This is a genomic window from Streptomyces spinosus (genome assembly GCF_020400655.1).
GTDB classification, from domain to species: Bacteria; Actinomycetota; Actinomycetes; order Streptomycetales; family Streptomycetaceae; genus Streptomyces; species Streptomyces argyrophylli.
This window is the reverse complement of the sequence record NZ_JAINRC010000003.1, coordinates 235,628-258,983: the sequence shown is the minus strand read 5'-3', so window position 1 is coordinate 258,983 and position 23,356 is coordinate 235,628. Positions and strand designations below refer to the sequence as shown.

The following is a 23,356-nucleotide window of genomic DNA, read 5'->3' as shown; positions in this document are numbered from 1 at the left end:
GGGGACCCGTAGCGGAGGAGATGCGTCCCGTGGCTGCCCGACTGCCCTCGTGGGCCTGGGTCACCGGTCTGACGGCGGGGGCGACCGCGGCCGTCGTCGCCCTCGCCGTGCAGGCGGACCACGGGCCGCATCCCACGGCCGCCGTGACCAGGCCCAGCGCGTCGGCGACGGCGAGCCCGCATGCGACGCTGACACCGCGGACGCCGTCCGCCCCGGCCCTGCCGGACGAGTCCGGCGAGGGCCGCCGGATCGTGTACTCGCTCGGTGAGAAGCGCATCTGGCTGGTCGACGCGACCGGCAAGGCGTCCCGCACGTTCACGGTGTGGCCGGGCACGGTGAGCCCGCAGCCCGGCCGCTACTCGATCATCAAGCGCACCCAGTCCATCCAGGGCTCGGACGGCGTGCAGATCGAGCACATCATGTACTTCACCAAGGTCTCCGGCGTGAACATAGCCTTCTCCAACGCCCTCGACGGCTCCTCGCCCCCGCCCGCGAACGGCCAGAAACTGGGCGGCATCCGCATGCACAAGGAAGACGGAGCCGCCCTGTGGGCCTTCGGCGACCAGGGCACCCGGGTCACGGTGGTCAAGTAGCGTCCCGGCCGCCCGAGGGCAGCTGGTTGACGATCAGCGCGACGCCGGCGAGCAGGAACACGCGCGTCGCCGCGTCCAGGCCGTTCCACGTCTTCGACTGCCACATCGCGAACCACTCACCGCCGATCGCGATGAACCCGGCGCCGAAGAGCAGCAGGAGCATCAGCAGACCGTAGGTGGACCAGCGCCGGGCGACGGCGTCCCTTTGCCGCGCCCACAGGTACGTCCCCCAGACCAGCAGCAGGGCCGCCACGGTCTCCCACACGATGACGAGGACGTACGCGGTGTCCTGAAGTGCCGTACTGGTGACGGCCCGCCACATCAGATCGTCGTCCCTGAACGTCGTGTCCATCGCCAGTACGTGCCGCACGAACTGCTGGTTGGTCCCGAAGTCGGTGATGTTCCCGAGGGCGACCAGGGCGGTGTAGAGGGCGAGTATGCCGGTGAGCACACCGGCGGCGAGTCTGAGGCCGGTGTGGTGGGTGGGGGTGGTGGTCATGGCTGGATTCTTCCCGGTGGCCGCCCCGGTCCGCCGTACGCATTGCGCCAGAATCCGGCCGGGCGGCACTCAACGGACCGTCCCCGGTCGATTACAGTGCTGGGCGTCGTACAGGCGGACGGTGCCAGGGGAGGTCTGGTGGGGGCGACAGCCGGTGCCGTCTGGGGGCGTGCCGAACAGCAGGACTTCCGCAGCCGGGTCCGGGGCACGCTGCTCGGTGCCGCGGTGGGCGACGCGCTGGGCGGGCCCGCCGATCCCCTGTCCCTCGCCGAGATCCGGGCGGCGTACGGCGGTGAGGGGCTGCTCGACCTGGCCTTCGGGCACGGCCGGCGCGGCACGGTCACCCACCACACCCAGCTCACCCTGTTCACCGTGGACGGGCTGATACGCGCCCAGGTGCGCCGCGACACCGGCGCCTGGCACCCGCCGACCGATCTGCACCGGGCCTATCTGCGCTGGGCGGCCACCCAGCGGGACTGGGGGCCCGACGAGCGCCGCAAGGACGACGGCTGGCTGGCCCGCGAGGAGTGGCTGTACGCCCGCCGGGACCCCACCCGCGCGCTGCTGATCGGCTTCGGCGACGACACCATGGGCACGCTGGAGTCCCCGAAGAACCCGGGGGAGCTGGGGCCGGAGGCGGTCGCCCGCTCGGCGCCCTTCGGCCTGCTCGTCGGCTGGGAACCCCAACTGGTCGTCCAGCTGGCCGTGGAGTGCGCGGCCCAGACCCACGGCCACCCCATCGCCTACCTGTCGGCGGGCGCGTACGCCGTGATCGTGCACGCGCTCGCCCGCGGCGACAGCCTGGACGGCGCCGTGCAGCGGGCGCTCGCCCTGCTCGCCGTCCGCCCCGGCCACCAGCCGGTCTCCGACGCCCTCCAGCACGCCCTCGGGGCGGTACGGCAGGGCATGCCGACCCCGGCGCGGGTGGAGGAACTGGCCGGCGACGGCACGGCGGACGGGTTGCTGGCCGCCTCCGTGTACTGCGCGCTGGTGGGGGAGGACGTACGGCACGGGCTGTGCCTTGCGGTGAACCAGAGCGGGCCCTCCGCCGCCGCGGGCGCCCTCACCGGCGGCCTCCTCGGCGCCCTGCACGGCGAGACGGCCCTCCCGCCGGCCTGGCTGGCCGAGCTGGAGGGCCGTCCCACGATCCTGGAACTGGCCGACGACTTCGCGATGGAGATGACCCAGGGCCCGGCGTTGCACGGCCCGGCCGGTTCGTCACCGGGGTGGCTGGCCCGGTACCCGCGGGCGTGAGCGCGGTTTCGGGCAGCGGGCCCTACGGCGCCCCGACCACGTCGTCGCCCGCCGTCGCCGGTACCGGTACCGCCGCCACCGCGTCGCCGTCCGTGTTGACCTTCTCGATGACGGCCAGCCGGGCCGGGGTGTCCTCCGGCTTGAGGTAGCCGATGAGGATGTAGAGGACCAGGGAGACCGCGAGCGGGATCGAGACCTGGTACTGGAGCGGGACGCCGCCGTCGACGTTCCAGTTGATGGGGTAGTTGACCAGCCAGAAGGCCAGCAGGCCCGCCGCCCAGCTGGTGAGCGCCGCCGTCGGGCCGGAGCGGCGGAACGCGCGGAGCAGGCCGAGCATCATCGGGATCGCGATCGGGCCCATCAGACCGGCCACCCACTTGATGACGACGGTGATGATGTCCTTGAAGGTGGGGGAGTTGACCTGGGTCGCGACCGCCATGGACAGGCCGAGGAAGACGACCGTCGTGACACGGGCCGCGATCAGTCCCGACCGCTCGCCCCAGCCCCGTGCCCTGGCCGACAGCACCGGCGCCACGTCCCGGGTGAACACGGCGGAGATGGCGTTGGCGTCGGAGGAGCACATCGCCATGGTGTGCGAGAAGAAGCCGACGATGACGAGGCCCAGCAGGCCGTGCGGCAGGAGCTGTTCGGTCATCAGGGCGTAGGAGTCGGAGCCGTCCGGCTTCTGCGCGTGGACCAGCAGCGGGGACATCCACATCGGGAAGAACAGCACCACCGGCCAGACCAGCCACAGCACCGCCGACAACCGGGCCGAGCGCTCGGCCTCGTAGGCGCTGCCGGTGGCCATGTAGCGCTGGGCCTGGTTGAGCATGCCGCCGTTGTACTCGAAGAGCTTGATGAAGAGGAACGCCAGGAGGAACACCGTGCCGTAGGGGCCGACCAGGGGCTTGCCGTGGCCGTGCAGGGCCGGCTCGTCCCAGGCGCCGAAGAAGCCGATGTGCTTGTCGTTCAGCTTCAGCACGACCGCCACGAACATCGCGATGCCTGCGAGCAACTGGATGACGAACTGGCCGAGTTCGGTCAGCGCGTCCGCCCACAGGCCGCCGATCGTGCAGTACACCGCGGTGATCGCACCGGTGATGAGGATGCCCTGGTTCAGCGAGACGCCGGTGAAGACGGACAGCAGGGTGGCGATGGCCGCCCACTTGGCGCCCACGTCCACGATCTTCAGCAGCATGCCGGACCAGGCGAGTGCCTGTTGCGTGTGCAGGTTGTAGCGGTTCTTCAGGTACTCCAGCGGGGAGGCCACGTGGAGCCGGGAACGCAGTCGGTTGATGCGGGGCGCGAACAGCTTCGACCCGATGGCGATGCCGAGCGCGATGGGGAAGGACCAGGTGATGAAGGAGGTGACGCCGTAGGTGTAGGCGATGCCCGCGTATCCGGTGAACATCACGGCGCTGTAGCCCGACATGTGGTGCGAGATGCCGGAGAGCCACCAGGGCATCTTGCCGCCGGCCGTGAAGAAGTCGGAAACGTTGTCCACGCGCTTGTGCGACCAGACGCCGATCGCGACCATCACACCGAAGTAGCCGATGAGCACGGCCCAGTCGAGACTGTTCATGTGCCCGATCGTGGGTCCGCTCACATGAACACGACAAGCAAGCGTAAGGTCAAGTCGGAGTAAAATTGTTCGGCTTGCTGATCTGTGTTCATCAGTATGAACAGCCTTGTGCCGTCGGAAGTTGGGCCGTCCTCATCGGACCGCCGGGGTTGACCAGCGACGACTGTCCCGTGATCGCCCGCGCCGGGGCCGGGACAGGGAACACCGCCGCATCCGCCACAGTCGGGCATCGCCCCGCGCGCCGCGGCCCCGAGCGAGGCCGGTGGCCGCGGCGGGACCGGGCGGGGCGGAGCCGGCGGCGCCGTTCAGTCCGGCGGTGCCGGGCTCGGGCGCGTACGCCGGCCGGCTCCGCCGGCCGTCAGGGCTTCCGCAGCGCGTCGGGGCACGGCGTACCACGCGGCAGCTGGTACGGCGCGGCCAGCCGGTACGTGCCCGGCTTCGGCGCGACCAGCGTGGTCCACTTGTCCCCGTCGACGTCCTCCGGCGTGGCCATCAGGCACGCCTTGGCCTTCTCGTAGGGCTGGCTCTTGCCGTGCTCGTCGACGATGCTCAGCCACGGCGAGTACGGGATCCGGATCAGGATCCGCCCGGCCTTGCTCACCCGCAGCGTCATCTCGCCCTGCTCGGCCCGGTCCACCACCGCGTTCGGCTCGGCGAGCGGCGCCGGATCGGTCACCTTGAACAGCTGCCAGTTCGCGTCGCCCCAGACCTGCTTCAGGTACGGCATCCCGCGCCGCAGCAACTGCCGCTCGCGCTCGCCCCCGTCACCGTCCGGGTTGTCCTTGGGCAGCACCACGTAGTGCACGGCCCACCGCTGGAGCCACTCGTGGTAGTTCGCCGAGTTGAGCGTGTCGTCGTAGAAGAGCGGGTTGCGCTCCATGTCGGCCTGCCGGTTCCAGCCGCGGGCCAGGTTGACGTACGGCGCGAGCGCGGAGGCCTCGCGGTGCGAGCGGGCCGGGACCACCTCGACCCGGCCCTTCTCGGCGCCGGCCTTCTGCAGCTCGTTGACCAGCGGGGCGAGTTCCCGCGCCCAGGAGGCGGCCGGGGTGGTGTGGAGGATGTCGTCCACCGACTTGAAGCCGATCCAGCCGGCGAAGCCGAGGAAGGCCAGCACGGTCACGTACCACTTGCGGGACTTCGGCACGGTGTACGGCAGGGCCGCGATCAGGGTCGCGCCCGCGAACAGCATCGGCAGCCGTGAGATGTTGGACCCGATCTGCGAACTGATCAGCCACACCAGGACGACGGCGACGCTGTAGACGGCGGCCGTCAGCCGGACCGTCACCCACTCCTTCGGCACCAGGAACAGGCACAGCAGGCCGTACGACAGCGGCATGATCACCGAGCCGAACCCCATGGGCTGGGTGCCGGAGAACGGGAACAGCCAGGCCGACACCGCGACCACCGCCGCCGGCGCGAGCCCCAGCGCCCACGCGCCCGGCCGCCGCTTCTGCAGGAACAGGGCGACCGCGACCAGGCCCACGAACAGCCCCGCGACCGGCGAGGCCATCGTGGCGAGCGCCGCCAGCGGGGCGGCGACCAGGGCCTTCGCCCAGCGTTTGAACCGCCACCGGTACGGCCAGCAGAACACCGCCGCGACCGAGCCCAGCGCGAACGCCGTGCCGAGCCCGAAGGTGACCCGGCCGGAGATCGCGTTGCACAGGAACGCGAAGACCCCGGCGAGCGAGGCCCACAGCGGGTTCCTCACCGCCCGGCTGCGGATCAGCACCAACGTCAGCAGACCGGCCGAGACGGTCCCGGCGATCATCATCGTCGTCCGCACACCGAGGACCGACATCAGATACGGCGACACCACGCTGTACGACACCGGGTGCATACCGCCGTACCAGGCGAGGTTGTACGCCGAGTCCGGGTGCCGGCCGACGAACTCCGCCCACGCGTCCTGCGCCGCGAGATCGCCACCGCTGTTCGCGAACGTGAAGAACCAGATGATGTGCAGCACACCCGAGAGCGCCGTCATCGACAGCACGGGGTGCCGGAGCAGCCGCTGCCGCAGCGGTTCCAGGGCCGCGAGCAGACGGGCGCGCGCGCCGGGGCGCACCCCGGCGCCGGGTTCGGCTGCGCGCCGGTCCGGTTCAGTCGCGGACGGACGTATTCGCGGGCCGGATCCCGGGCCCGGATCCGCGTCGTCGGCGTGTGTCGGCTCCGCTGTGGCCACCTGAAGGCACTCCCCGTGTCCCGTCTTCCGTTCCCGGCCGCTTCCCTCGGAGTACCCGGCCGCGTTCCGTCCAGTTCGCGGCCCTGTCCCGGGACCGGCGACCTGCCCCGTTTCGTGACGCTAGCACGCACCCCGCCACAGGGCTCCCGGGTGGGGGCTCCATGACGGGGTGCGCGGGGGGACGGGGACGGGGTGAGCGGGGCCGGGCGCGGGACGGGCCGGTGGCCGTACGGCCCGTCCGCCGGTCAGCCCAGCCGGGTCAGTCTGGCGCCCATACCGGGCTCGGCCAGGTCCTCCCGCAGGGCCACCGGGACCTTCACCGCACCGGCCGAACCGTCACCCACGGTGAGCGTCCCGACCCGGGTGCCGGCCTTCGCGGTGTGCGGCACGGTGCCGGACGCGAAGGACAGCTTCACCTTCATCCCGGCCCAGCCGGCCGCTGTGACGTCCTTGGTCACCACCACCGGGGTACGGCCGCCGAGCCGGTCGTCCACGTACCCGACGACGTCCCCCTTCTTCACGATCTTCGCCGAGGTCAGCGCGGACTGGGCGGCGAGCAGCGCCGTCTTGCTGACCGTGTTGACCGTCTGGAGGATCTCCCGCTTGTGCTGGCCGAGGATCGCCCCGACGAGCGTCACCGTCTGCCCGCCGACCTGCTTGCGGGAGGCGAACAGCAGGTTGCCGCCGGCCGCGGTGGTGCTGCCGGTCTTGATGCCGATCGCGCCGATGCGGTACGGCAGCTCGTTGTAGTTGGGCCAGAACTTCCCGGAGGGGTCCGTCCAGCTGGCCGCGCTGCTGATCGCGACCAGGGCCGGGACCTTCACGAACGCGCGGCCCAGCTTCACCTGGTCCTCGGCCGTGGAGACGGTGGTCTCCTTCAGCCCCGAGGGGTCGGTGTACGTCGTACGGGTCATCCCCAGTTCCCTGGCGGTGGCGTTCATCTTCTTCACGAACGCCGCCTCCGAGCCCGCGTCCCAGCGCGCGAGCAGCCGGGCGATGTTGTTGGCGGAGGGGATCAGGACGGCCGACAGGGCCTGCTTCTCGGTGAGGCTTTCACCGGCCTTGACGGTGTCGAGCGTCGACTCGCCGGCCTTGTTGTAGCCGCCCTCCTTCTCCGCCGTCGGGTCGACCTTGATCTTCGGGCCCTCCTGGCCCGGCTTCAGCGGGTGGTCCTTGAGGATGATGTACGCCGTCATGGTCTTGGCGACCGAGCCGATGGCCACGGGGGTCTGCTTGCCGAAGTGCCCCATCGTGCCGACGCCGTCCACGTCCATCCAGCCCTGGCCCTCGCCGGGCCAGGGCAGCTGCGTACGGTCGCCGGCGAAGGTGTAGCTGTCCTTGCCGGTGAGCGCGAGGGTGGGCGCCGGCAGCGGGCGCACGGCCTGTACGACCGCAAAGATGATCGCCAGGAGCAGGACCAGGGGAGTCCAGATCTTGATCCGGCGCACCAGCGTGCGGACCGGGGTCTCCGGGGGCGGCGGCGTGTTCGTCAGCTCCGCCAGCAGGTCCAGCGGGGGCTTGGGCGGCAGCGGCTGCTGGGTGGTGCGCTCGGGGCCGACCTGGGGGACGGGTGTGGTGGCGTCCGGCGCCTTGGCCTGGGCGGCCGGCTTGCGCAGGTCGTCCTTCAGCGCGACGAACTTGCTGGTGCGTTCGGGATCGGACTCGGGGGTCTTGGGCTTGGCTTCCGGCTTGTCCTCGGGCTTGGCTTCCGGCTTGCCCTGCGGCTTGCCGCCGAGCTTGAGCATGGTCGTCGGCTGGTCGACGGGGGGTGTCTTGGGGCGGACGGCCTTGAAGACGGTGGTGGGCTGGTCGACGCCGGTGTCCTTGTCAGCGGGGTCCCTGCGGGGCCCGTCAGCGTCCGCCGGCTCGGCTTCGCCTTCGGCGTCCTCGTCCCCGTCCGCACGGGGTGCCTGCGGCGGCTGCGGGCGCGGGTCCGCCTCGGCTTCGCCTTCGCCGTCCTCGTTCCCACCCGCACCACCCGTGCGGGTCTCGTCGTCGGCTGCGGGTGGCCCCTGTGGGGCGTCCTCGCCATCGGCGGCTTCCGGCTCGTTCCCGTCCCCGTCCGCAGCCGCCGGGGCTTCGCCTTCGCCGCTCGCCTTGTCCTCCGCGTCGGCGTCGGCCTCCGCGTCGGCGTCCTCGTCCTCCGCCGGCTCGGCGTCGGCCTTCGCGTCGGCCTCCTGGTCCTCCGCCGGCTCGGCGTCGGTGGTGTCCTTCGTCTCCGCCTTCGTGCGGGTCTCGGACGGAGTGTCAGCCTCGGCCTTCGCGGCGTCGGCATCCTCCGCCTCGGTCTCCCTGTCCCCGTCCCCGTCCCCGTCCGCGTCCCTGTCCGCGTCGGACGGCTCCTCGGGCTCGGCCTCCGTGCGGGACGAGGCGTCGGCCTCCGTCTTCGGGGCCTTCTCGGCGGTGTCGTCGGCGTTCGCGGGTGTCTCCGGGCTCGGCTCCCGTACCCAGGCCGACACCGCCGCCTGGAGGGCGGTGTCCTCGGGGTCGGCCGACTCCTCCCGCGCGGCCGGGGTTTCGGGCCGTACCGTCAGGACCTTCGTCGCCGTGTCGCCGCCCGAGGACTTCCGTTCGCGGGACACCGCGAGACGCGGATCACGCGCCTCGGGAACCGAACCCGCGCTCCCCGACGTCGGTTCCGCCGACGACTCGCGCTGCTTCGACCTGTCGGGGGACTCGCCCGCCACCGATGCCTCCTCCATGCGCCGCACGCCTAGGCGCGCGCCCTGTCCGAACCATGTACCAGTGTCCTGTGTGAGGGCTTGGCCCCTGCGGTAGACGAGAACGACATACCTACCGGTTCCCTCACGAACCGGTCACGCGCTCTCGACAGACCAATGTGAGAGGGGTCACCCTGTCATTCATCCACGCGGGGAGGCATGGATGGGCAGGAGCCGCAGAACACTTCCGGAGGAGCTTCTGTTGCTCGCACTGGACCCGGCCACGGGTACCACTGCGCAGCCGCAGTCGCTCGACCTCGGTCTGGCCGGTGCACAGCTAGTGGAGCTGGCGCTGGCCGGACGGATAGCCCCAGACGGGGATCGTATCGCCGTGGTGGTGCCACGGCCGACAGGAGATCCGACTCTGGACTGCGCGTTGGAGTTGCTGCGAAGGCGTGGCGCTCCCGTGCGTGCCGTCCACTGGATCGGAGGGCCCCGGCTGGGGCTCAGGCAGATCTACCTCTCGCATCTGGAGCGGTGCGGCATGGTCGCCGCCGTGCCCGGCCAGATGTGCGGGGTGCTGCCGACGACGCGTTACCAGGCGACGGACACCGCCATCAGCCGGGAGATCCGTTCCCGGCTGGATTCCGCGATCCGCACCGGCGTGCCGCCGGACCCGCGGACCGCGGCGCTCGCCGCCCTGGCGCACGCCGTCGGGCTCGGCAAGCACCTGTACCCGGGGAACGAGGGCCGCTCGTCCCGGTCCCGGTTGCGGGACCTGATCCGGCACGACCCCATGGGCGGGCTCGTCGCCCACGCCGTCATGGACGTGCAGAACGGCGCGGTCGCACAGCCGCGCCGCGGTCAGGCCCCGGCCGGCCGGCAGCCCGCGCCCGGCGCCAGGCCCGCGCCGGAACCCGCGCGCGGGGTGCCGATGCAGCCGCGTCGCGGGTCCATGGCGCGCGCCGTGGCCCACTGAGCCGTAACCCCGGTCCCCACAGACCCGGTTCGGGAGCCGCAGGTCCGAGCGGGGCGGTGAGATCTCTGGTCTCGCCGCCCCGCTCGACCGCGTCCCCGGCCGCATATCCAGGGTTTCCCAGCGGTGGAAAGCGCCTTGGTGGCAGTCTGCTCAACAGCAGATACGCAAAGTGTGAAGCAACAGGCAGGCAGCCGGAGGTGCGCGTCCCGTGGCGTCCAATGTCAATCCCACCGTCAGGCGGCGCCGGCTGGGCCAGGAGCTGCGCAGGCTCCGTGAGCTCAAGGGCATGACGGCCGAAGAGGTGGCGGAGCGGCTGCTGGTGTCGCAGTCGAAGATCAGCCGGCTGGAGAACGGCCGGAGGAGCATCAGCCAGCGCGACGTGCGCGATCTGTGCGGGGTGTACGAGGTCGAGGACCAGCGGATCGTCGACTCGCTGATGGAGATGGCCCGGGACTCCAGGCAGCAGGGCTGGTGGCACACCTTCGGTGACATCCCGTACAGCGTGTACATCGGTCTGGAGACGGACGCCGAGTCGCTGCGGGTCTACGAACCCCAGCTGGTGACCGGGCTGTTGCAGACCCGGGCCTACGCCGAGGCGCTGGTGCAGGGCGCGTTGCCGGAGACGTCGACCGCGGAGATCGAGAAGCGTGTCCAGGTGCGGATGCGCCGACAGGAACGTATCACCGACCAGGCCAACCCCCTCCGGCTGTGGGTGGTGCTGGACGAGGCCGCGCTGAAACGGGTCGTGGGCAGCCGCCTGGTGATGCGGGAACAGCTGGAGCACCTGATCGAGATGTCGCAGCTGCCGCACGTCACCGTGCAGGTGCTGCCGTTCGACGTGGGCGCGCACCCGGGGCTCAACGGCCAGTACGCGATCCTGGAGTTCGCCGACGCGGCCGACTCCAGCGTGGTGTACCTGGAGGGCGTGACCAGCGACCTGTACCTGGAGAAGGCGCAGGACGTGCAGAAGTACGCCGTGATGTACGAGCATCTGCGGGCACAGTCCCTCAATGTGGAGGCGTCCCGGAAATTCATCGCGGACGTGGCGAAAGAGTACGCCGACTGACGCGGGACCACTCGGGCGCGGGATCGTACACCGCCGGTCCGCTCCCATGGAAGGCTCACCTGGAATATGCCATCCGGTCGAGTGAACGGCTCCTCCGCGGTGCGCAGTTGCCCGGTAGCGTCGATCACGCCAGTCAGACGACATGGTTGGCGTGAACCGCACCACCGCAACTCGCAACAGGAGTGGACATGGCACTGATTCAGGGCGCTTCGGAGACGTGGATGAAGTCCTCCTATTCCGCGGGCAACGGCGCCTGCGTCGAGGTCAAGTCGCCCACCGCCGCCGAACTCGCCGTACGCGACTCCAAGACGCCCGAGGGGCCGATCCTGGCCTTCCCCGCCGACGCCTGGAACGCCTTCGTGTCCTCGGTCAAGGCGTGAGGGGTTCTCCCTGACCCTGGTCCGGACGACAACTGCACACGCACCACCAGGAGAGCCCTCTCGACCAGTCGCCGTCCTTGCCGAGAGGGCTCACCGCGTTCCACCGGGCCGCCCGGGAGGCCCGGGCCGTGCTCAGCCGAGCTGGGCCTCGATCGCCGAGACGACCTCGGCCGACTCCGGCTCCGTCTGCGGCGAGAACCGCGCGACGACCCGACCGTCCCGGCCGATCAGGAACTTCTCGAAGTTCCAGCGGATGTCCCCGCTGTGCCCCTCCGCGTCGGCGAAGCCCACCAGCCGCTCGTACAGCGGATGCCGGCCCGCACCGTTCACCTCCACCTTCTCCGTCAGCGGGAAGGTCACGCCGTAGGTCGCCGAGCAGAACTCCGCGATCTCCTCGGCGGTGCCGGGCTCCTGCCCGAGGAACTGGTTGCAGGGCACGCCCAGCACGGTGAAGCCCTGCCCGGCGTACCGCTCCTGGAGCTTCTCCAGCCCGGTGTACTGCGGGGTCAGCCCGCACTTGGAGGCCACGTTCACGATGAGGACGGCCTTGCCCGCGAACCGTGACAGATCGGCGGAGCCGCCCTGGAGGGCCCCGATCTCGACGTCCAGCGGGGAGCCGTTGTGCTCAGTAGTCGTCATGCCCGGATGCTAGCCCCGCCGGGACCCGTCTCCCTGCCCGGCCTCGCCCAGGACGTCACCGGCCCCCGTGTCATCGTCCCCCGCCTCGGCCAGGACGTCGCCCGCCGCCGTCCGTACGTACAGCACCGACCGCCCGGCCCGGCGCCGCGTCACCAGCCCCGCCTCCCGGAGCACCTTCAGGTGCCGGCCCACCGAGCCCAGCCCCTGCCCGGTCACGGCGGTCAGCTGGGTGGTGCTCAGAGGGGAGCCGAGGAGCACCAGCACCGCGGCCCGGCCCGCCCCGAGCAGCGCGCTCAGCCCGGCGGGCACCACCCGGTCGGCGTCCCCGGCCAGGACACCGGCACAGGGGTAGACCACGGCGTACCGCTCGTCGTCCTCCCAGGCGACCCAGCCCGTGCGCTGCGCCGTCACCGGCACGAACAGCAGCTCGGCGCCGGAGATCTCGCGCGGCGGGTACTCGTGGAGATTGATCTGGAACCGGTTGTCCCCGAGCCACCGTGTGCCGCCCGGCCGCAGGGAGTCCAGCACGCCGGCCCAGCCGCCCCGGCCCGCCTGCGCGGTCCGTGCCACCACGTCCGCCTCCAGCACCCGCCGGCGCCGCCCCCAGTACGGTCGTACCGTCTCCTCCCACACCCACTCCAGCAGTGAGGCCGCCCGCTCGGGCAGGTCGTCCCGGTCCAGCCCGGCGGGCAGCGGCCCGGCGAGCGAGAGCCGCAGGTGCGCGCGGGCGTCCGCCGGCCGGGTGGCGCGGACCCGGGCGATCCCGTCCCGGAAGCTCTCGCCGTCGCGGGGCGTGGGCGTGAGGAAGTCGGCGATCCACTCCCGCCCCAGCCCCGCCCGCACCAGGTGGGCCGTCACCGGGTCGGCCGCGAGCCTGTCCCGGTAGGCGGGCAGGTGGGTGCCCAGCCAGGAGTGCTCACCGGGATGCGCCCCCTGCCCGGCGTGCAGCAGCTTCAGCCCGGCGAACGTCTCGGCGAGCGGCGAGATGACGAAGCGGCTGCGTGCCAGGGTGTCGGCGTTGAGCTGCCACCAACCCACGAGCGCCTCCTCGCACGGACCTTTCGCACGACGGCGAAACAATAACGACTCCGCCGCGGCCCGCCCGAGACTCCGGAACATGCCCAGCTACCGATCCTTGTTCCGCACCCCCGAGTTCACCCCTCTCTTCCTCGGCGCCGCCGCCCAGACCGCCGCCGGGACCGCCGGCGGCCTCGCCCTCGGCACGCTCGTGTACCGGACGACCGGCTCGCCCCTGCTGTCGGCGCTGAGCATGTTCGGCCCGTCCCTCGCCCAGGTGCTCGGCGCGACCCTGCTGCTCTCCGGCGCCGACCGGCTGCCCCCGCGTACGACCCTCGCCGCCATCTCGCTGGCCTTCGCCGCGGGCACGGCGGTACAGGCGCTGCCCGGTCTGCCGCTCGGCGCGCTGTTCACCGTCGTCCTGGTCCTGGGTCTGGTCGCCTCCCTCGGCGGCGGGGTCCGCTGGGGCCTGCTGAACGAGATCCTCGCCGAGGACGGCTATCTGCCCGGGCGTTCGCTGTTCAACATGATGAGCGGGCTCATGCAGATCGCCGGTTTCGCCACGGGCGGCGCCCTGCTCGCCGCCCTCTCCCCGCGGGCCTGTCTGCTGCTGGCCGTGGCCCTGTACCTGACGGCCGCGCTCGTCCTGCGCCTCGGCCTGACCGCCCGCCCGCCCCGGACCACGGGCCGCCCCTCGCCGTCGGCGACCTGGCGCGCCAACGCCGAGCTGTGGTCGTCCCGCCCGCGCCGCCTCACCTACCTGGGCCTGTGGCTGCCCAACGGCCTGGTCGTCGGCTGCGAGTCCCTCTACGTGTCGTACGACCCACACGCGGCCGGCACCCTGTTCGCGTGTGCCGCGCTCGGCATGCTCGCCGGGGACGCGACGGTGGGCCGTCTGCTGCGGCCCGCGACCCGGCGTCGGCTGGCCACCCCGCTCCTGATCCTGCTGGCGGCGCCGTACCTGGTCTTCTCCGCGCACCCGCCGGTGCCGGTGGCGGTGGCCTGCGTGACCGTGGCCTCCGCCGGTTTCGGCGCGAGCCTGGTCCAGCAGGAGCGGCTGATGAGCCTGACCCCCGGCGACCTGGCCGGCCAGGCGCTGGGACTGCACTCGGCCGGCATGCTGACCTTCCAGGGCGTGAGCGCGGCGCTGGCGGGCGCGGTGGCCCAGTTCACGTCGCCGGCGACGGCGATGACCGTGATGGCGACGGCCTCGCTCTGCGTGACGCTGGCCCTGGCCGCGGCCGCCCACCGAACCCCGTCCCGCCGCGCCGCCGAGCCTGCGGGGGAAGGGTCACCGTCCTGACGCCGGGGCGCGGACAGGCTGCCCTCACTGCGTAGTCCCGCGACAACACCTGGGTGTGCCGCTGAGAGGGGAGGCGATCAGCGGCTACTACGGCTGATCAGCGCTGCCCATAACCGAGGCTGCTGCACGGGCGCTCAGCGACGGTGTGCGCCCCTGGCGCGCGCCCAGCGCATCAAGTGGACCTCCGCGCACTCTGCCCTGGATCCTTGACAACTGCTTCTCTGGAACGGCTGATTCGCACGGATCGGAAACAGATCAAAGAGGTGCCGAGAAGGAGAGGAGCGCCCTTGTCGCCGCAGTCCCCATCCCAGGGCCTGGAGGGGTGGCCCGCCCGCAGCTTCCTCGGTGGCCTGTCGGAACCCGTCCGCACCAAGCTGCTGGGGATCGGTACCCGCTGCCGTTATCTACCCGAAGACATCCTGATACGTGAGGGCGACTCTTCCAATCATGTGGTGCTCTTGCGCTCCGGATTCGTCAAGGTCACCGCTCGCCTGGACAACGGCCACGAGGCGTTGCTCGCCATCCGGGTCGGAGGGGACATAGTCGGCGAGATGGCCGCCATGGACGACGGTGCGCCGAGGTCGGCCACGGTCACCGCCTGCGGAGAGATCGTCGCCAGCATCGTCCGCGAGTCCGACCTCCGGTCCTTCCTCGAAAGCCACCCCGAGGCGGCGCGCGCGGTCAACAGGATCGTCGTGCAGCGGCTGCGCTGGTCGAACCAACGGCGAGTGGAGTTCGGGGGCTATCCGGTCAAGGTGCGGCTTGCCCGCGTGCTCGCCGAGCTGGCGACCTCGTACGGGCATCCGGTGCCGCGTGGGCTGGTCATAGGGGTCGACCTGACCCAGCCGGAACTGGCCGCGCTCAGCGGTTCGGCGGAGGTCACCATCCACAAGGCGCTCGCCGAACTGCGCAGGGACGAACTCATCACCACGGGGTACCGCCGTACCACCGTCCTCGACCTGAAAGGGCTGCGGGAGATCGCCCGCCTGCCCGCAGTCGTTCCGTAACAGGGGTGCCGCCCGCACCGCCTGCCGAAAACCGTATTTCTACGACCCACTCGGTGTTCCCCGCCTCCGGGCGCACAGTTGACGCCCGACCTCGTTCGACCAAGACAGACGGGTGACCGAGTTCATGACATCGCAATCACATGCGCGGGAGATCATCACGCGGCATCTGTGCATGGCCGCCGACGTGGAAAAGTACAGCCGCCTCGACACCCCGAGCCAGGAGGCCTTCCAAGCCGACCTGGTGCGGGTGCTGGAAGAGGCGGCGGTGCTCAGCGGCCTGGACCGCACGACCTGGGAGCGTCAGCCGCAAGGCGATCAGGAATTCGCCGTCCTGCCACTCGGAACCGAGGAACCGGTGGTACTGGGTGGCTTCGTACGGAACTTGGCCGTCCGCCTCGGCGAGCGCAACGCCAACCGCGCCGAAGAGGAGCGGATGCGGCTCCGGCTCGCCATCGACTTCGGCGTGGCCCGCACGGCCGCTCTCGGCTACAGCGGGCCCGCCCCTGTCTCCGTGGCCCGCTATCTCAACGCACCCCAACTGAAGCGGGTACTGGAGGCTCTCGACTCGACCGACCTCGCGTTGATCGTCTCCGATCGGATCTACCAGGACGTGGTCCGGCTCCGGGGCGAGGGCCAGGGCCTGGATCCGAGCCGGTACGTCAGGGTGCACGTGCGCCAGAAGGAGTTCAGCGACTACGGCTGGATCCACGTGCCGGAGCACGGCCGGGAGGAGCTGGAACCGCTGGTGGCCGACCCGGAGCCGGAGGAGACCGCGGCCCCCGCGCCCACCAACGTGGTGAAGAAGAACAAGGGCGGTGTCTTCCACTTCGGCAGCGGTGACGCGGCCAAGACCATGCACAAGAAGTACTACCGGTGACGGCGCGTGAGACATGGACGACAAGACCGCACCCGTGAATGATCCCCTGGACCCGCTTCCGGCTGAGCCGTCCGCCGATGAGGACGAGGCCGCGTCCATACCCGCCGGCACGGAGACGACCGACGAGCAGGACGATCACATCCGGCAGTTGCGGGAACGGGGCCTGGCGCAGACCGTCGTCGACGGGGGAGTCAAGGCGAGAGCCGTCGGCTTCGGCAGCGGAGACGCGGCCGGGACGATCTACAAGAACTACTTCGGCACCCCGGCCGTCGATCCTGTCGACGGCCGGGTCCCGGAGGACGACCTGGACCTGCTGCGCGAGCTTTACGTGGCACCGGCCACGCACACCGCCCTGGTCGACCACCTGACCCGGCACGGGGTCGCGGTGCTGCGTGGAGCCCCCGGCTCGGGGCGTTACACCATGGCGCTGCTCGCCGTGCGGCAGGCGATGGACACCGGCGTCGTCGTCCTGGACTCGGAGGCGGGCGTCCGTCGGCTGGTGACGGACGAAACGGGCCTTCGGCCGAGCCGGGGCCACGTCATCGAGGGCGACGGCACGGAATGGGCGAACGAACTGCGCCCGCAACTGCTCATACGGCTGCGGGCGGCGACGTACGGCCGTTCCCCACTGGTGATCATCGTCGACGATCACGTGCCGGTCGGAGGTCTGACCGGGCACGTGGTCGAGCACGAGGTGGCGGACGGGATGCCGTTCCAGGTGCTGGAGCGACATCTGAAGGTGCTGCTCGCCGACCGCCCGCTGGACTGCCGCAAACTCCTGGAGCACGAGGGCCTGCGGGAAGACCTGCGCGGGCGCAGGTCCATGGCCGAGATCGCCAGCCTGGCCGGTCAGCTGGCGCGGCAGGTCCGCGACGGCGACGACGTCGACCGGATCGTGCAGGGACTGGGAGCCGAGCTGCGGGCCAAGGCGGTCAGGCTCCTCAGACCGCCGCGGAAGAACGCGGCCGACGCCGCCGGAAGGCAGCAGCCCTCTCTGTGGTCGCACGCGTTCCTGTTGGCTTGTGTGGTGCTCGACGGGACGACGCTGAGCCGGGTCAGCCGGGAGTCCCACCGGCTCGCGGAACTGCTGCACGGGGTGCGCTCGCCTTCCTCGGTCCCGGAGATGCCGCTGTTCGAGGAGAGCGTGCGGGACTGGCTCGACCATTCGGACGTGGAGTTCGCCGACCGGACCGGGCAACCGGTCGGGCCGCGGCACCCGGAGTGTCTGGTGCGGGTCAGCCAGCCCGGTCTCGGTGAGGCGGTCCTTGAAGTGCTGTGGCATGACCACAGCGGGGCCCGCGGCCCCCTGCTGGAGTGGCTGGACAGCCTCGTCGTCCGGGGCGAGGAGGACATCCGGGTGTCCGCCGCTCAGACGGTCGGTCTGCTGGCGACCTTCGACTGGGCCTACGTACACGAGGAGCTGCTCGTACGCTGGGCATCCGCACGAGGGGAACACTCCGACCGGCGGCGGTTCGCGGCGGCCTGGGCGCTGGAACGGGCAGTGACCGATCCGTTGCTCGCCCCCCGGGTCCAGCGCCTGCTGTCGCGCTGGTCCCAGCGCCGTGACTTCCAGGCATGCGCCCAGGCCGCGTACGGCACTCGGATCGGTGCGAAGTTCCCCGCGGAGGCGCTCAACAGTCTGGAGCGGATCGCCGGGGCGGGGACGAGGAGCGTGTGGGCCGCGGTACGGGAGATCTACGCGGCCGGATCACGAGCCCAGGTGCTGGAACGGCTGGCCCAGTGGTCGGCCTCCTCACGGCACTGGCTGCGCGACGACGCCGCGAAGTGTCTCCAGGGGCTCAGCAGATTCCGCGGCGAGCGAGCGATCACCGCCTTTCTCAAGGAGTCGGGTCCCCGTGAACACCTGCTGCTGCTGAGCCGGCGGACCCTGCTCAGCAGCAGCCGTACCCACCGCCAGTGCGGCTGGACCTGCATGCGGCTGTGGGTGGAACGGGCCGGGGACGAGCCGGGCCTCGACGAGCTGGTGGCCGAGTTTTTCGCCGAGTTGCCCGAGCCGGACGCCGAGGGTGACCGGCTGCGTGAGCGGCTGCTGTTCCACCTCCGGCTGTGGGGTCATCAACTCCCCGACGGTGAAACGGCTTCGCATATCAAGTCCCTTCTGGAGGAGAGGTGGTCGATGTGACCAGTACGTCGCGTCGTGGCCCGTTCGCCTGGCTGCGAGGTCTGTTCGGCGGCCGGCCGGAGCGACAGACGGCCGTCGAAGCCGTGATGGTCGAGGTGCCGGAGACCGTATCGGTGCATCGCGATTCGATCGTCAGGTTCGAAACCCCCGCCAAGGGAGACGGGTTCGGCTTCCAAGTCGAGATCCGCTGCGACTGGTGTGCCGAGGGACGCCTCGACCCGCAGACGCTCGGCCGTGCCCTCGACGGCTACCAGGCGGTCATGCCCCAGCGGCTCACCGAACGGATCCGCGACATAGCCCGCCGCTACGAGCCGTTCCGTGCCGAGGAGGCCGAGCGTGCCGTCAACGACCACCTGCAGGAAGGGGAATGCTTCGAGAACGGGCTGGTGAGCTGCCGTACCGTCGCCTACCTCCAGCCCGCGCCGGAGGTACTGGAACAGCAGCGCAAGGCGGCCCTGGAACTCCAGGACATCGAGCACCGGTACGCGAAGTCCGCGCTCCAGGTCCGGCTGCTGAGCGAGGTCGCCGAGAAGTGGCGGGAGTTTCTCGCCGGCGGGTTGGCCGGGGCGCGCCAGAACGACGACGCACTCGCCTGGCTGACGCCATGGGCGGTGCTGTTGGCCGAACAGCCGGACAAGGCGGCCACCGAGGTCGGTGACATGTTCCGGCAGCGACAGAGCCAGGTCGACGGATTCGTCAAGCTCCTGGAGAAGCAGTCGAAGGCCTACCAGGCGCAGGACCTCTTCGAGTTCGTCGCCACCAACGAGCGTCAACTCGGACATGCCATGCGACTGTTCGGCCTGCCACTGCCGGGTGAGCTGGAACCGGGTCAAGAGCCGGCTGAGCCGCTGCCCCGGGCCCGGCAGGCCCGGGACTGAGACGACGGCGCCCGGGGATCAGGCCAGCAGCGGACCGGTCAGGAAGGACAGCCCGGCCGTCACCGCCATCAGCCCCGTCCAGACGACACCCCGGGCGATGTGCCGGTGCTTGGCCATCACCACCTGGGCGAGCACCGGGATCAACTGCCAGATCTCCTTGCGTTCGCCGGCCTCGTCCGCCGGCGGAGCGGTGCCGTCGGCGACGGCCAGCAACGGCAGGCTGAACCTGTTGGGGGTGGGCGGCGGCCCCAGGCGGGGGCGGAGGGCCTGAACCACGTAGTACACGGCGGGCAGGAACGTCGCCACATGGAGCAGCAGCAGGACGAGCGTGGCCCAGGCGCCGGGCCCGCCCCGCTCCCAGGCCTCACGCAGCACGCCGCCCTGCGGTACGGCCGTGGCCATCAGCCCTGCTTGGACGGCACCGAGGATGCCGGCCTTGGTGTCGGCGAACTGGGCCGACGCCTGGAGTGACGTGTAAACGGTCAGCCCCGACCGGAGACCACCCCCTTCCTCCTCTCCCGCAGTGGCGTTTCCGACAGACGAATTGGAACTGGGCACGGAGGACCTCCTGGCACCGAATGGTCGAGGAATTCCAGTAACTCCCCTGTTTCCGCCGGAGAACAGTCACAAATGTGTATTTCCCTGCATTGGAGACCCTAGTGAGCCTCTTGACCCCAGCACGCCCCAGCCGGCTCCTCGCCGCCGCACTGGCGCTGACCGCCGTCCTGGCGGGCAGCGGTTGCGGTGCGTTCGACACGCCCCAAGCCCGGCCCTGCGCCTGGCTGGACCGAAGCTCCGACGGCGCGAACGACACCCATGAGCGGACCATCGTGCTCGTGGACCGCAGCGCGTCCGTCCGGCCGGACCGGACCACCCCGCCGGGGGACCGGGTGCCGGACTGGGCGACCACGGTGCTGGACGCCCGGGAACTCGCGCCCTCGGAGTTGGAGGGCGGCACCCTGTCCGCCGCAGGCTTCGACGGCACCAGGGCCACCGTCAGCTGGGCGGTGAACCGTGCGTACGTCACGCCCGTGAAGGGCACTGACACGCGGAAAAAGGACCGGCGCGACGGCCGGCGCGCCTGTCTGAGGCAACGGCTGCGGCAGCTGGCCGCCGAAGCGCCGAGCACCGGTCGGACCGATGTGCTCGGCGCGCTGGCCGCGGCCGACGACCAACTCGGCTCGAAGGGTGGCCGCCGCCGGATCGTCGTGGCGACCGACGGGCTGACGAACACCGGCTGCGCCGACCTGCGCTCCGCCGGGTTCGACGGCACGGCGGAGATCAAGGCGGCGGTGGAGCGCTGCCGCACGGCAGGCGAACTGCCCGACCTGACGGGCGCGGAGGTGACCCTCGTAGGGATAGGCCACGCTGCCCGGGGCGCTGTGCCGTCCTCTCCGCAGACCTCCTGGCTGACCACCTTCTGGACCAGAATGTGCGACGCGACCGGCGCCTCCTCGTGCGAGGTGGCCGCCACCGCCCGGATCCGCCAAGCGGGAAGGAACACCGGGGCCGGCGGCACGGAACCGGAGGTGACCTTCCCGGCCGTCGCGGAGCAGCGGTCCGGGCGGACCACCACGATCATCCTGCCCGGCTCCGTACTGTTCGCGACCGACAGCGCGGAGCTGTCCCGGTCGGCACAGAGCGCACTGGACGACGCGGCCCGGCGAATCAACGACCTCCATCCCCTCTCGGTCGCCGTCTCCGGCCACACCGACTCGCGCGGCAGCGAACAGCACGGCAGGCAGCTCTCACTGGCCCGCGCGCGGGCCGTCCGGTCCGCCCTCGCCGAGCGCGGGATCACGGTGGCATCCGTCCGCGGCTACTCCGACGACAGGCCCAGCTGCACCCCTGAGTACCACCACGGCGTACCGGACTACGCGGCCATGGCGTGCAACCGCCGAGTGGAAATCACCGTGACCGTGCGCCGCTGACCGACCCGGCTCCGCCCGCAGCCGCCCCAGAAGCAGATCGCAGAAAGGACGTCGTCCATGTCCCAGACCCATCGAGGCATCCCCTGCCACCACGGCTGCGGATGCGACATCCGACACCTGGTGAAAAGCGCGGAACGCGGTCCCGAACGGGACCCGGAACACCTGGACAACGGTGAGATGCGGATGCTGCTGCGCGCGGCCCGCGAGGTCGCCGAGATCGTCGGCCGCAATCGCGAACAGCTCGCCGCTGCCCGGGGCCGTACGATCGACGCCCACGCACGGACCGAGGAGGCGGTCCAGTCGCTGGCTCGTTTCGAGGCCGCGGCCTCTCTCCGGACGAGCCGGGTGGCCCACCAGGCAGTCGAATCCCGTCACGCGGAGGACGGCGCCCACGACCGGCGCCGCCGAGAGATGTGGATACGGGTCCTCCGCTGGCCGGTCGTCGCCGCCATGGCCCTGTTCGACGCGTGGTACTTCACCCGGGTCTTCCAGTACCTCACCACCAGCGAGGAGACGGTCTCACTGGCTGAGCAGACCGTCTCCTTCCTGCCCGGTGTCGTCCTGGCCCTGGCCTTGATGCTGTCCGGCCACGCGATCGCGGCGCCGCTGCACCGCGTACGCGAGTGGCTGCACGCTCTCCGCGACCGCCGCCCGGGACTGTCCTTGCTCGGTTCGCTCGCCCTGCCCGTCCTCTACCTGGCCGCCGTGTTGTCCACGGTCACCGTGTGGGCGGCACTGAGGGCCCGGGACACGGGAACGGAGGAGGTGGAGGGCGCCCGCTACGCGCCCGGCTGGGTCGCCGTACTGATGCTGGTGCTCGCGATCACCGCGGTGGCGATGAAGGTCGTCGCTCACAACCCCTACGCGGACAGCGCAGCCGAGGCCCGCCGTGGCCTGCTGCGGGCCAGGCTGACGTATGCCTGGCTGGTACGGCGAGTCGGCGACGCCCTGCGCGAGCATGAGCGGGCATGGAGCGACCTGTGCGCGCTGCGCGATGAACTGGCCTCGCACGTACGCCTGGAGAGCATGCGCGTTTGGGAGGCGGCCATCCTCACCGCCCGCATGTTCCACGGACAGGCCGGCCACCTCCCGCCCGCCCCGGCCGCCTCGCCGGGCGGAGTGGAGGCGCAGGCGCCGACAGCCGCGTGGCTGGCGCCCCTCTTCTCCGGCGTGGTCGAACCCCCACCCGAGCTCGGCCCCTTGGTCGAAGCCCACCGCATCGCCGTCACCTGCGCCCCGACCGAGCTGCGCGACCGCCGCACCGAGCTGATCACACGCATCGACTGCCAACTCGGCCCGGTATGACGTCGGCCGGGACCAGCCGGGGGAGCCCGCATTGACTCCCGGCCGGCCCTACAGGTGTCCGGCCGGGTGCCGCGGTTCCCGACCGCGCCGAGTCCTGGAAAAGGCCCTCGTCGAGCGGACCCCTCCGAGAAGACCTCTGCGGGAGGCCGCACCCGCAGCGGATAACCCTGGCCGCAGTGCGTGCCGCGCGCGGTGAGCGGAGCGAGCCGCCTCGAACCAGTAGCGGCGGGCCCTGCTCACTGCTTCGGGGCACCACGGCCTTCATCGACGCCTGCCGGCGGCCGTCGCCGTCAGCGTTGCCGTCATTGCCCTGCGCCTAGGAGCTGGGCCCGACAGTCTTGGTGATGTCCTGGCGCGCGGATTGTTGACGCCGTACTCCATACGGCGTTGGATCTTCCCTGCCCGTGCGGGTGTACGGGTAGAGAGCTGGGACGATGACCGCAGACGCCGGACCCGGGCTGATAAGGGTGGTGCACTTCCAGCAGACGTGCGCATTGATGATGGTCGGCGGCGCGGTACTGTCCGAAGGGCTGCTCCTGGTCTTGATCGGTACGGCTCACCGGCTGGACACCCTCCTGGTGGGAGCAGTCGCGGTGGCTCTTGTGTCCCTGGTGCTACTGCCGCTGCGCTTCCGTCTCCGCGCCCGGCTTCGCCGCACGTACGAGCATGCCGTGCGGATCGACAGCGCCGAAGAACAACCGCACACCGGCCAGAACGCGGCGCAGCGGCTGTCGTTGCGGCGCACGGCCGGATTCGTGGGTGGAGCGGTCTGCTGGATGATGCTCATCGGCCTGGCCTCGCATCAGCTGACGCCGCCGCTCCTGCTGGTTCCGGTGGCGGTGGCCCAGTGGGCGCAGTCCCGGGCGACCGCGAAATGGGAGCGGGTGAACGGGGCGGACCTGTGGCAGACCGTGCCCGGGCTGCTGGGTGCCCGAGGCCCGGTGTTTCGTGTGCCGGCCGAGCGCGGTGTGTGAAGCCACGGGCTTAGGGGCCGCCGCTCCGGGCACTGGTTTGATGGGATCTTGGAGCCCGCTGACTCGGCCCAGCCCAACAACAAAGTCCCA

20 protein-coding genes are annotated in these 23,356 nt (G+C 71.2%); 13 read left to right on the top strand and 7 right to left on the bottom strand.

What is annotated here, in order from left to right; translation table 11 throughout:
- Positions 1-20: 20 nt before the first annotated feature.
- Positions 21-593 (top strand): hypothetical protein, encoded by a 573-nt coding sequence (locus tag LG395_RS08075; RefSeq protein WP_225808928.1) that lies wholly within the window; start codon positions 21-23, stop codon positions 591-593.
- On the opposite strand, the gene LG395_RS08070 is transcribed toward LG395_RS08075, so the two are convergent.
- Complete coding sequence (locus LG395_RS08070; protein WP_225808927.1) at positions 586-1,092, bottom strand: DUF2165 domain-containing protein; 507 nt, start codon at positions 1,090-1,092, stop codon at positions 586-588. The genes LG395_RS08075 and LG395_RS08070 overlap by 8 nt on opposite strands.
- A 138-nt stretch (positions 1,093-1,230) precedes the next feature.
- Between LG395_RS08070 and LG395_RS08065 the strand changes: the two genes are divergently transcribed.
- The gene (locus tag LG395_RS08065) at positions 1,231-2,346 is read left to right on the top strand and encodes an ADP-ribosylglycohydrolase family protein (protein WP_132785321.1); all 1,116 of its coding nucleotides are present in this window, start codon (positions 1,231-1,233) and stop codon (positions 2,344-2,346) included.
- A gap of 22 nt (positions 2,347-2,368) precedes the next feature.
- Here LG395_RS08065 and LG395_RS08060 read toward each other — a convergent pair whose 3' ends face one another.
- From LG395_RS08060 to LG395_RS08050, 3 genes are all read right to left on the bottom strand, one after another.
- Positions 2,369-3,928, bottom strand: a complete 1,560-nt coding sequence (locus tag LG395_RS08060) for a sodium:solute symporter family protein (protein ID WP_225808926.1) — start codon at positions 3,926-3,928, stop codon at positions 2,369-2,371.
- Positions 3,929-4,286: 358 nt separating this feature from the next.
- Positions 4,287-6,107 carry a DUF8823 domain-containing protein gene (locus LG395_RS08055; protein ID WP_171155349.1) on the bottom strand — a complete coding sequence of 607 codons (1,821 nt, stop codon included), beginning with the start codon at positions 6,105-6,107 and terminating at the stop codon, positions 4,287-4,289.
- Positions 6,108-6,352: 245 nt separating this feature from the next.
- Positions 6,353-8,809 (bottom strand): D-alanyl-D-alanine carboxypeptidase, encoded by a 2,457-nt coding sequence (locus LG395_RS08050; protein ID WP_225808925.1) that lies wholly within the window; start codon positions 8,807-8,809, stop codon positions 6,353-6,355.
- 181 nt (positions 8,810-8,990) lie between these two features.
- Between LG395_RS08050 and LG395_RS08045 the strand changes: the two genes are divergently transcribed.
- The 3 genes from LG395_RS08045 to LG395_RS08035 all read left to right on the top strand — a co-directional run bounded on the left by LG395_RS08045 (position 8,991) and on the right by LG395_RS08035 (position 11,192).
- Positions 8,991-9,746: a GOLPH3/VPS74 family protein gene (locus LG395_RS08045; protein ID WP_225808924.1), complete on the top strand. Its 756-nt coding sequence runs from the start codon at positions 8,991-8,993 to the stop codon at positions 9,744-9,746.
- Between the two features lie 208 nt (positions 9,747-9,954).
- A complete protein-coding gene (locus LG395_RS08040; RefSeq protein ID WP_171155351.1) occupies positions 9,955-10,812 on the top strand; it encodes a helix-turn-helix domain-containing protein in 858 nt (285 codons plus the stop codon).
- Between the two features lie 188 nt (positions 10,813-11,000).
- The gene (locus LG395_RS08035) at positions 11,001-11,192 is read left to right on the top strand and encodes a DUF397 domain-containing protein (RefSeq protein WP_030642837.1); all 192 of its coding nucleotides are present in this window, start codon (positions 11,001-11,003) and stop codon (positions 11,190-11,192) included.
- A 132-nt stretch (positions 11,193-11,324) separates the two neighbouring features.
- On the opposite strand, the gene LG395_RS08030 is transcribed toward LG395_RS08035, so the two are convergent.
- Positions 11,325-11,831, bottom strand: a complete 507-nt coding sequence (locus LG395_RS08030; protein WP_225808923.1) for a glutathione peroxidase — start codon at positions 11,829-11,831, stop codon at positions 11,325-11,327.
- Positions 11,832-11,840: 9 nt separating this feature from the next.
- Positions 11,841-12,869 (bottom strand): ArsR/SmtB family transcription factor, encoded by a 1,029-nt coding sequence (locus tag LG395_RS08025; protein WP_225808922.1) that lies wholly within the window; start codon positions 12,867-12,869, stop codon positions 11,841-11,843.
- 79 nt (positions 12,870-12,948) lie between these two features.
- Between LG395_RS08025 and LG395_RS08020 the strand changes: the two genes are divergently transcribed.
- From LG395_RS08020 to LG395_RS08000, 5 genes are all read left to right on the top strand, one after another.
- Positions 12,949-14,151, top strand: coding sequence for an MFS transporter (locus LG395_RS08020; RefSeq protein WP_225808921.1), 1,203 nt, complete (start codon positions 12,949-12,951; stop codon positions 14,149-14,151).
- A 143-nt stretch (positions 14,152-14,294) separates the two neighbouring features.
- Entirely contained in the window at positions 14,295-15,158 is an 864-nt protein-coding gene (locus LG395_RS08015; RefSeq protein ID WP_308071223.1) for a Crp/Fnr family transcriptional regulator, read from the top strand.
- A gap of 124 nt (positions 15,159-15,282) precedes the next feature.
- Positions 15,283-16,035 carry a hypothetical protein gene (locus LG395_RS08010; RefSeq protein ID WP_225808920.1) on the top strand — a complete coding sequence of 251 codons (753 nt, stop codon included), beginning with the start codon at positions 15,283-15,285 and terminating at the stop codon, positions 16,033-16,035.
- A gap of 13 nt (positions 16,036-16,048) precedes the next feature.
- On the top strand, positions 16,049-18,178 hold the full coding sequence (locus LG395_RS08005) for a hypothetical protein (protein WP_225808919.1): 2,130 nt from the start codon (positions 16,049-16,051) through the stop codon (positions 18,176-18,178).
- The gene (locus LG395_RS08000) at positions 18,175-19,056 is read left to right on the top strand and encodes a hypothetical protein (RefSeq protein WP_225808918.1); all 882 of its coding nucleotides are present in this window, start codon (positions 18,175-18,177) and stop codon (positions 19,054-19,056) included. Before LG395_RS08005 ends, LG395_RS08000 begins: the two co-directional genes overlap by 4 nt.
- Before the next feature lie 18 nt (positions 19,057-19,074).
- Here LG395_RS08000 and LG395_RS07995 read toward each other — a convergent pair whose 3' ends face one another.
- Positions 19,075-19,614, bottom strand: coding sequence for a Pycsar system effector family protein (locus tag LG395_RS07995; protein WP_225808917.1), 540 nt, complete (start codon positions 19,612-19,614; stop codon positions 19,075-19,077).
- A gap of 110 nt (positions 19,615-19,724) precedes the next feature.
- Between LG395_RS07995 and LG395_RS07990 the strand changes: the two genes are divergently transcribed.
- The 3 genes from LG395_RS07990 (at position 19,725) to LG395_RS07980 (ending at position 23,266) form a co-directional block, all read left to right on the top strand.
- A complete protein-coding gene (locus tag LG395_RS07990) occupies positions 19,725-20,987 on the top strand; it encodes an OmpA family protein (RefSeq protein ID WP_225808916.1) in 1,263 nt (420 codons plus the stop codon).
- Positions 20,988-21,044: 57 nt separating this feature from the next.
- The gene (locus tag LG395_RS07985; RefSeq protein ID WP_225808915.1) at positions 21,045-22,292 is read left to right on the top strand and encodes a hypothetical protein; all 1,248 of its coding nucleotides are present in this window, start codon (positions 21,045-21,047) and stop codon (positions 22,290-22,292) included.
- 434 nt (positions 22,293-22,726) lie between these two features.
- On the top strand, positions 22,727-23,266 hold the full coding sequence (locus tag LG395_RS07980) for a hypothetical protein (RefSeq protein ID WP_225808914.1): 540 nt from the start codon (positions 22,727-22,729) through the stop codon (positions 23,264-23,266).
- Positions 23,267-23,356: the final 90 nt, after the last annotated feature.

Excerpts from the sequence above, each read along its gene's own strand:
- LG395_RS08075 (WP_225808928.1), top strand. The coding sequence starts at position 21 with ATGCGTCCCGTGGCTGCCCGACTGCCCTCGTGGGCCTGGGTCACCGGT.
- LG395_RS08070 (WP_225808927.1), bottom strand. The coding sequence starts at position 1,092 with ATGACCACCACCCCCACCCACCACACCGGCCTCAGACTCGCCGCCGGT.
- LG395_RS08060 (WP_225808926.1), bottom strand. The coding sequence starts at position 3,928 with ATGAACAGTCTCGACTGGGCCGTGCTCATCGGCTACTTCGGTGTGATG.
- LG395_RS08050 (WP_225808925.1), bottom strand. The coding sequence starts at position 8,809 with ATGGAGGAGGCATCGGTGGCGGGCGAGTCCCCCGACAGGTCGAAGCAG.
- LG395_RS08045 (WP_225808924.1), top strand. The coding sequence starts at position 8,991 with ATGGGCAGGAGCCGCAGAACACTTCCGGAGGAGCTTCTGTTGCTCGCA.
- LG395_RS08035 (WP_030642837.1), top strand. The coding sequence starts at position 11,001 with ATGGCACTGATTCAGGGCGCTTCGGAGACGTGGATGAAGTCCTCCTAT.
- LG395_RS08030 (WP_225808923.1), bottom strand. The coding sequence starts at position 11,831 with ATGACGACTACTGAGCACAACGGCTCCCCGCTGGACGTCGAGATCGGG.
- LG395_RS08020 (WP_225808921.1), top strand. The coding sequence starts at position 12,949 with ATGCCCAGCTACCGATCCTTGTTCCGCACCCCCGAGTTCACCCCTCTC.
- LG395_RS08010 (WP_225808920.1), top strand. The coding sequence starts at position 15,283 with ATGACATCGCAATCACATGCGCGGGAGATCATCACGCGGCATCTGTGC.
- LG395_RS08005 (WP_225808919.1), top strand. The coding sequence starts at position 16,049 with ATGGACGACAAGACCGCACCCGTGAATGATCCCCTGGACCCGCTTCCG.
- LG395_RS07985 (WP_225808915.1), top strand. The coding sequence starts at position 21,045 with ATGTCCCAGACCCATCGAGGCATCCCCTGCCACCACGGCTGCGGATGC.
- LG395_RS07980 (WP_225808914.1), top strand. The coding sequence starts at position 22,727 with ATGACCGCAGACGCCGGACCCGGGCTGATAAGGGTGGTGCACTTCCAG.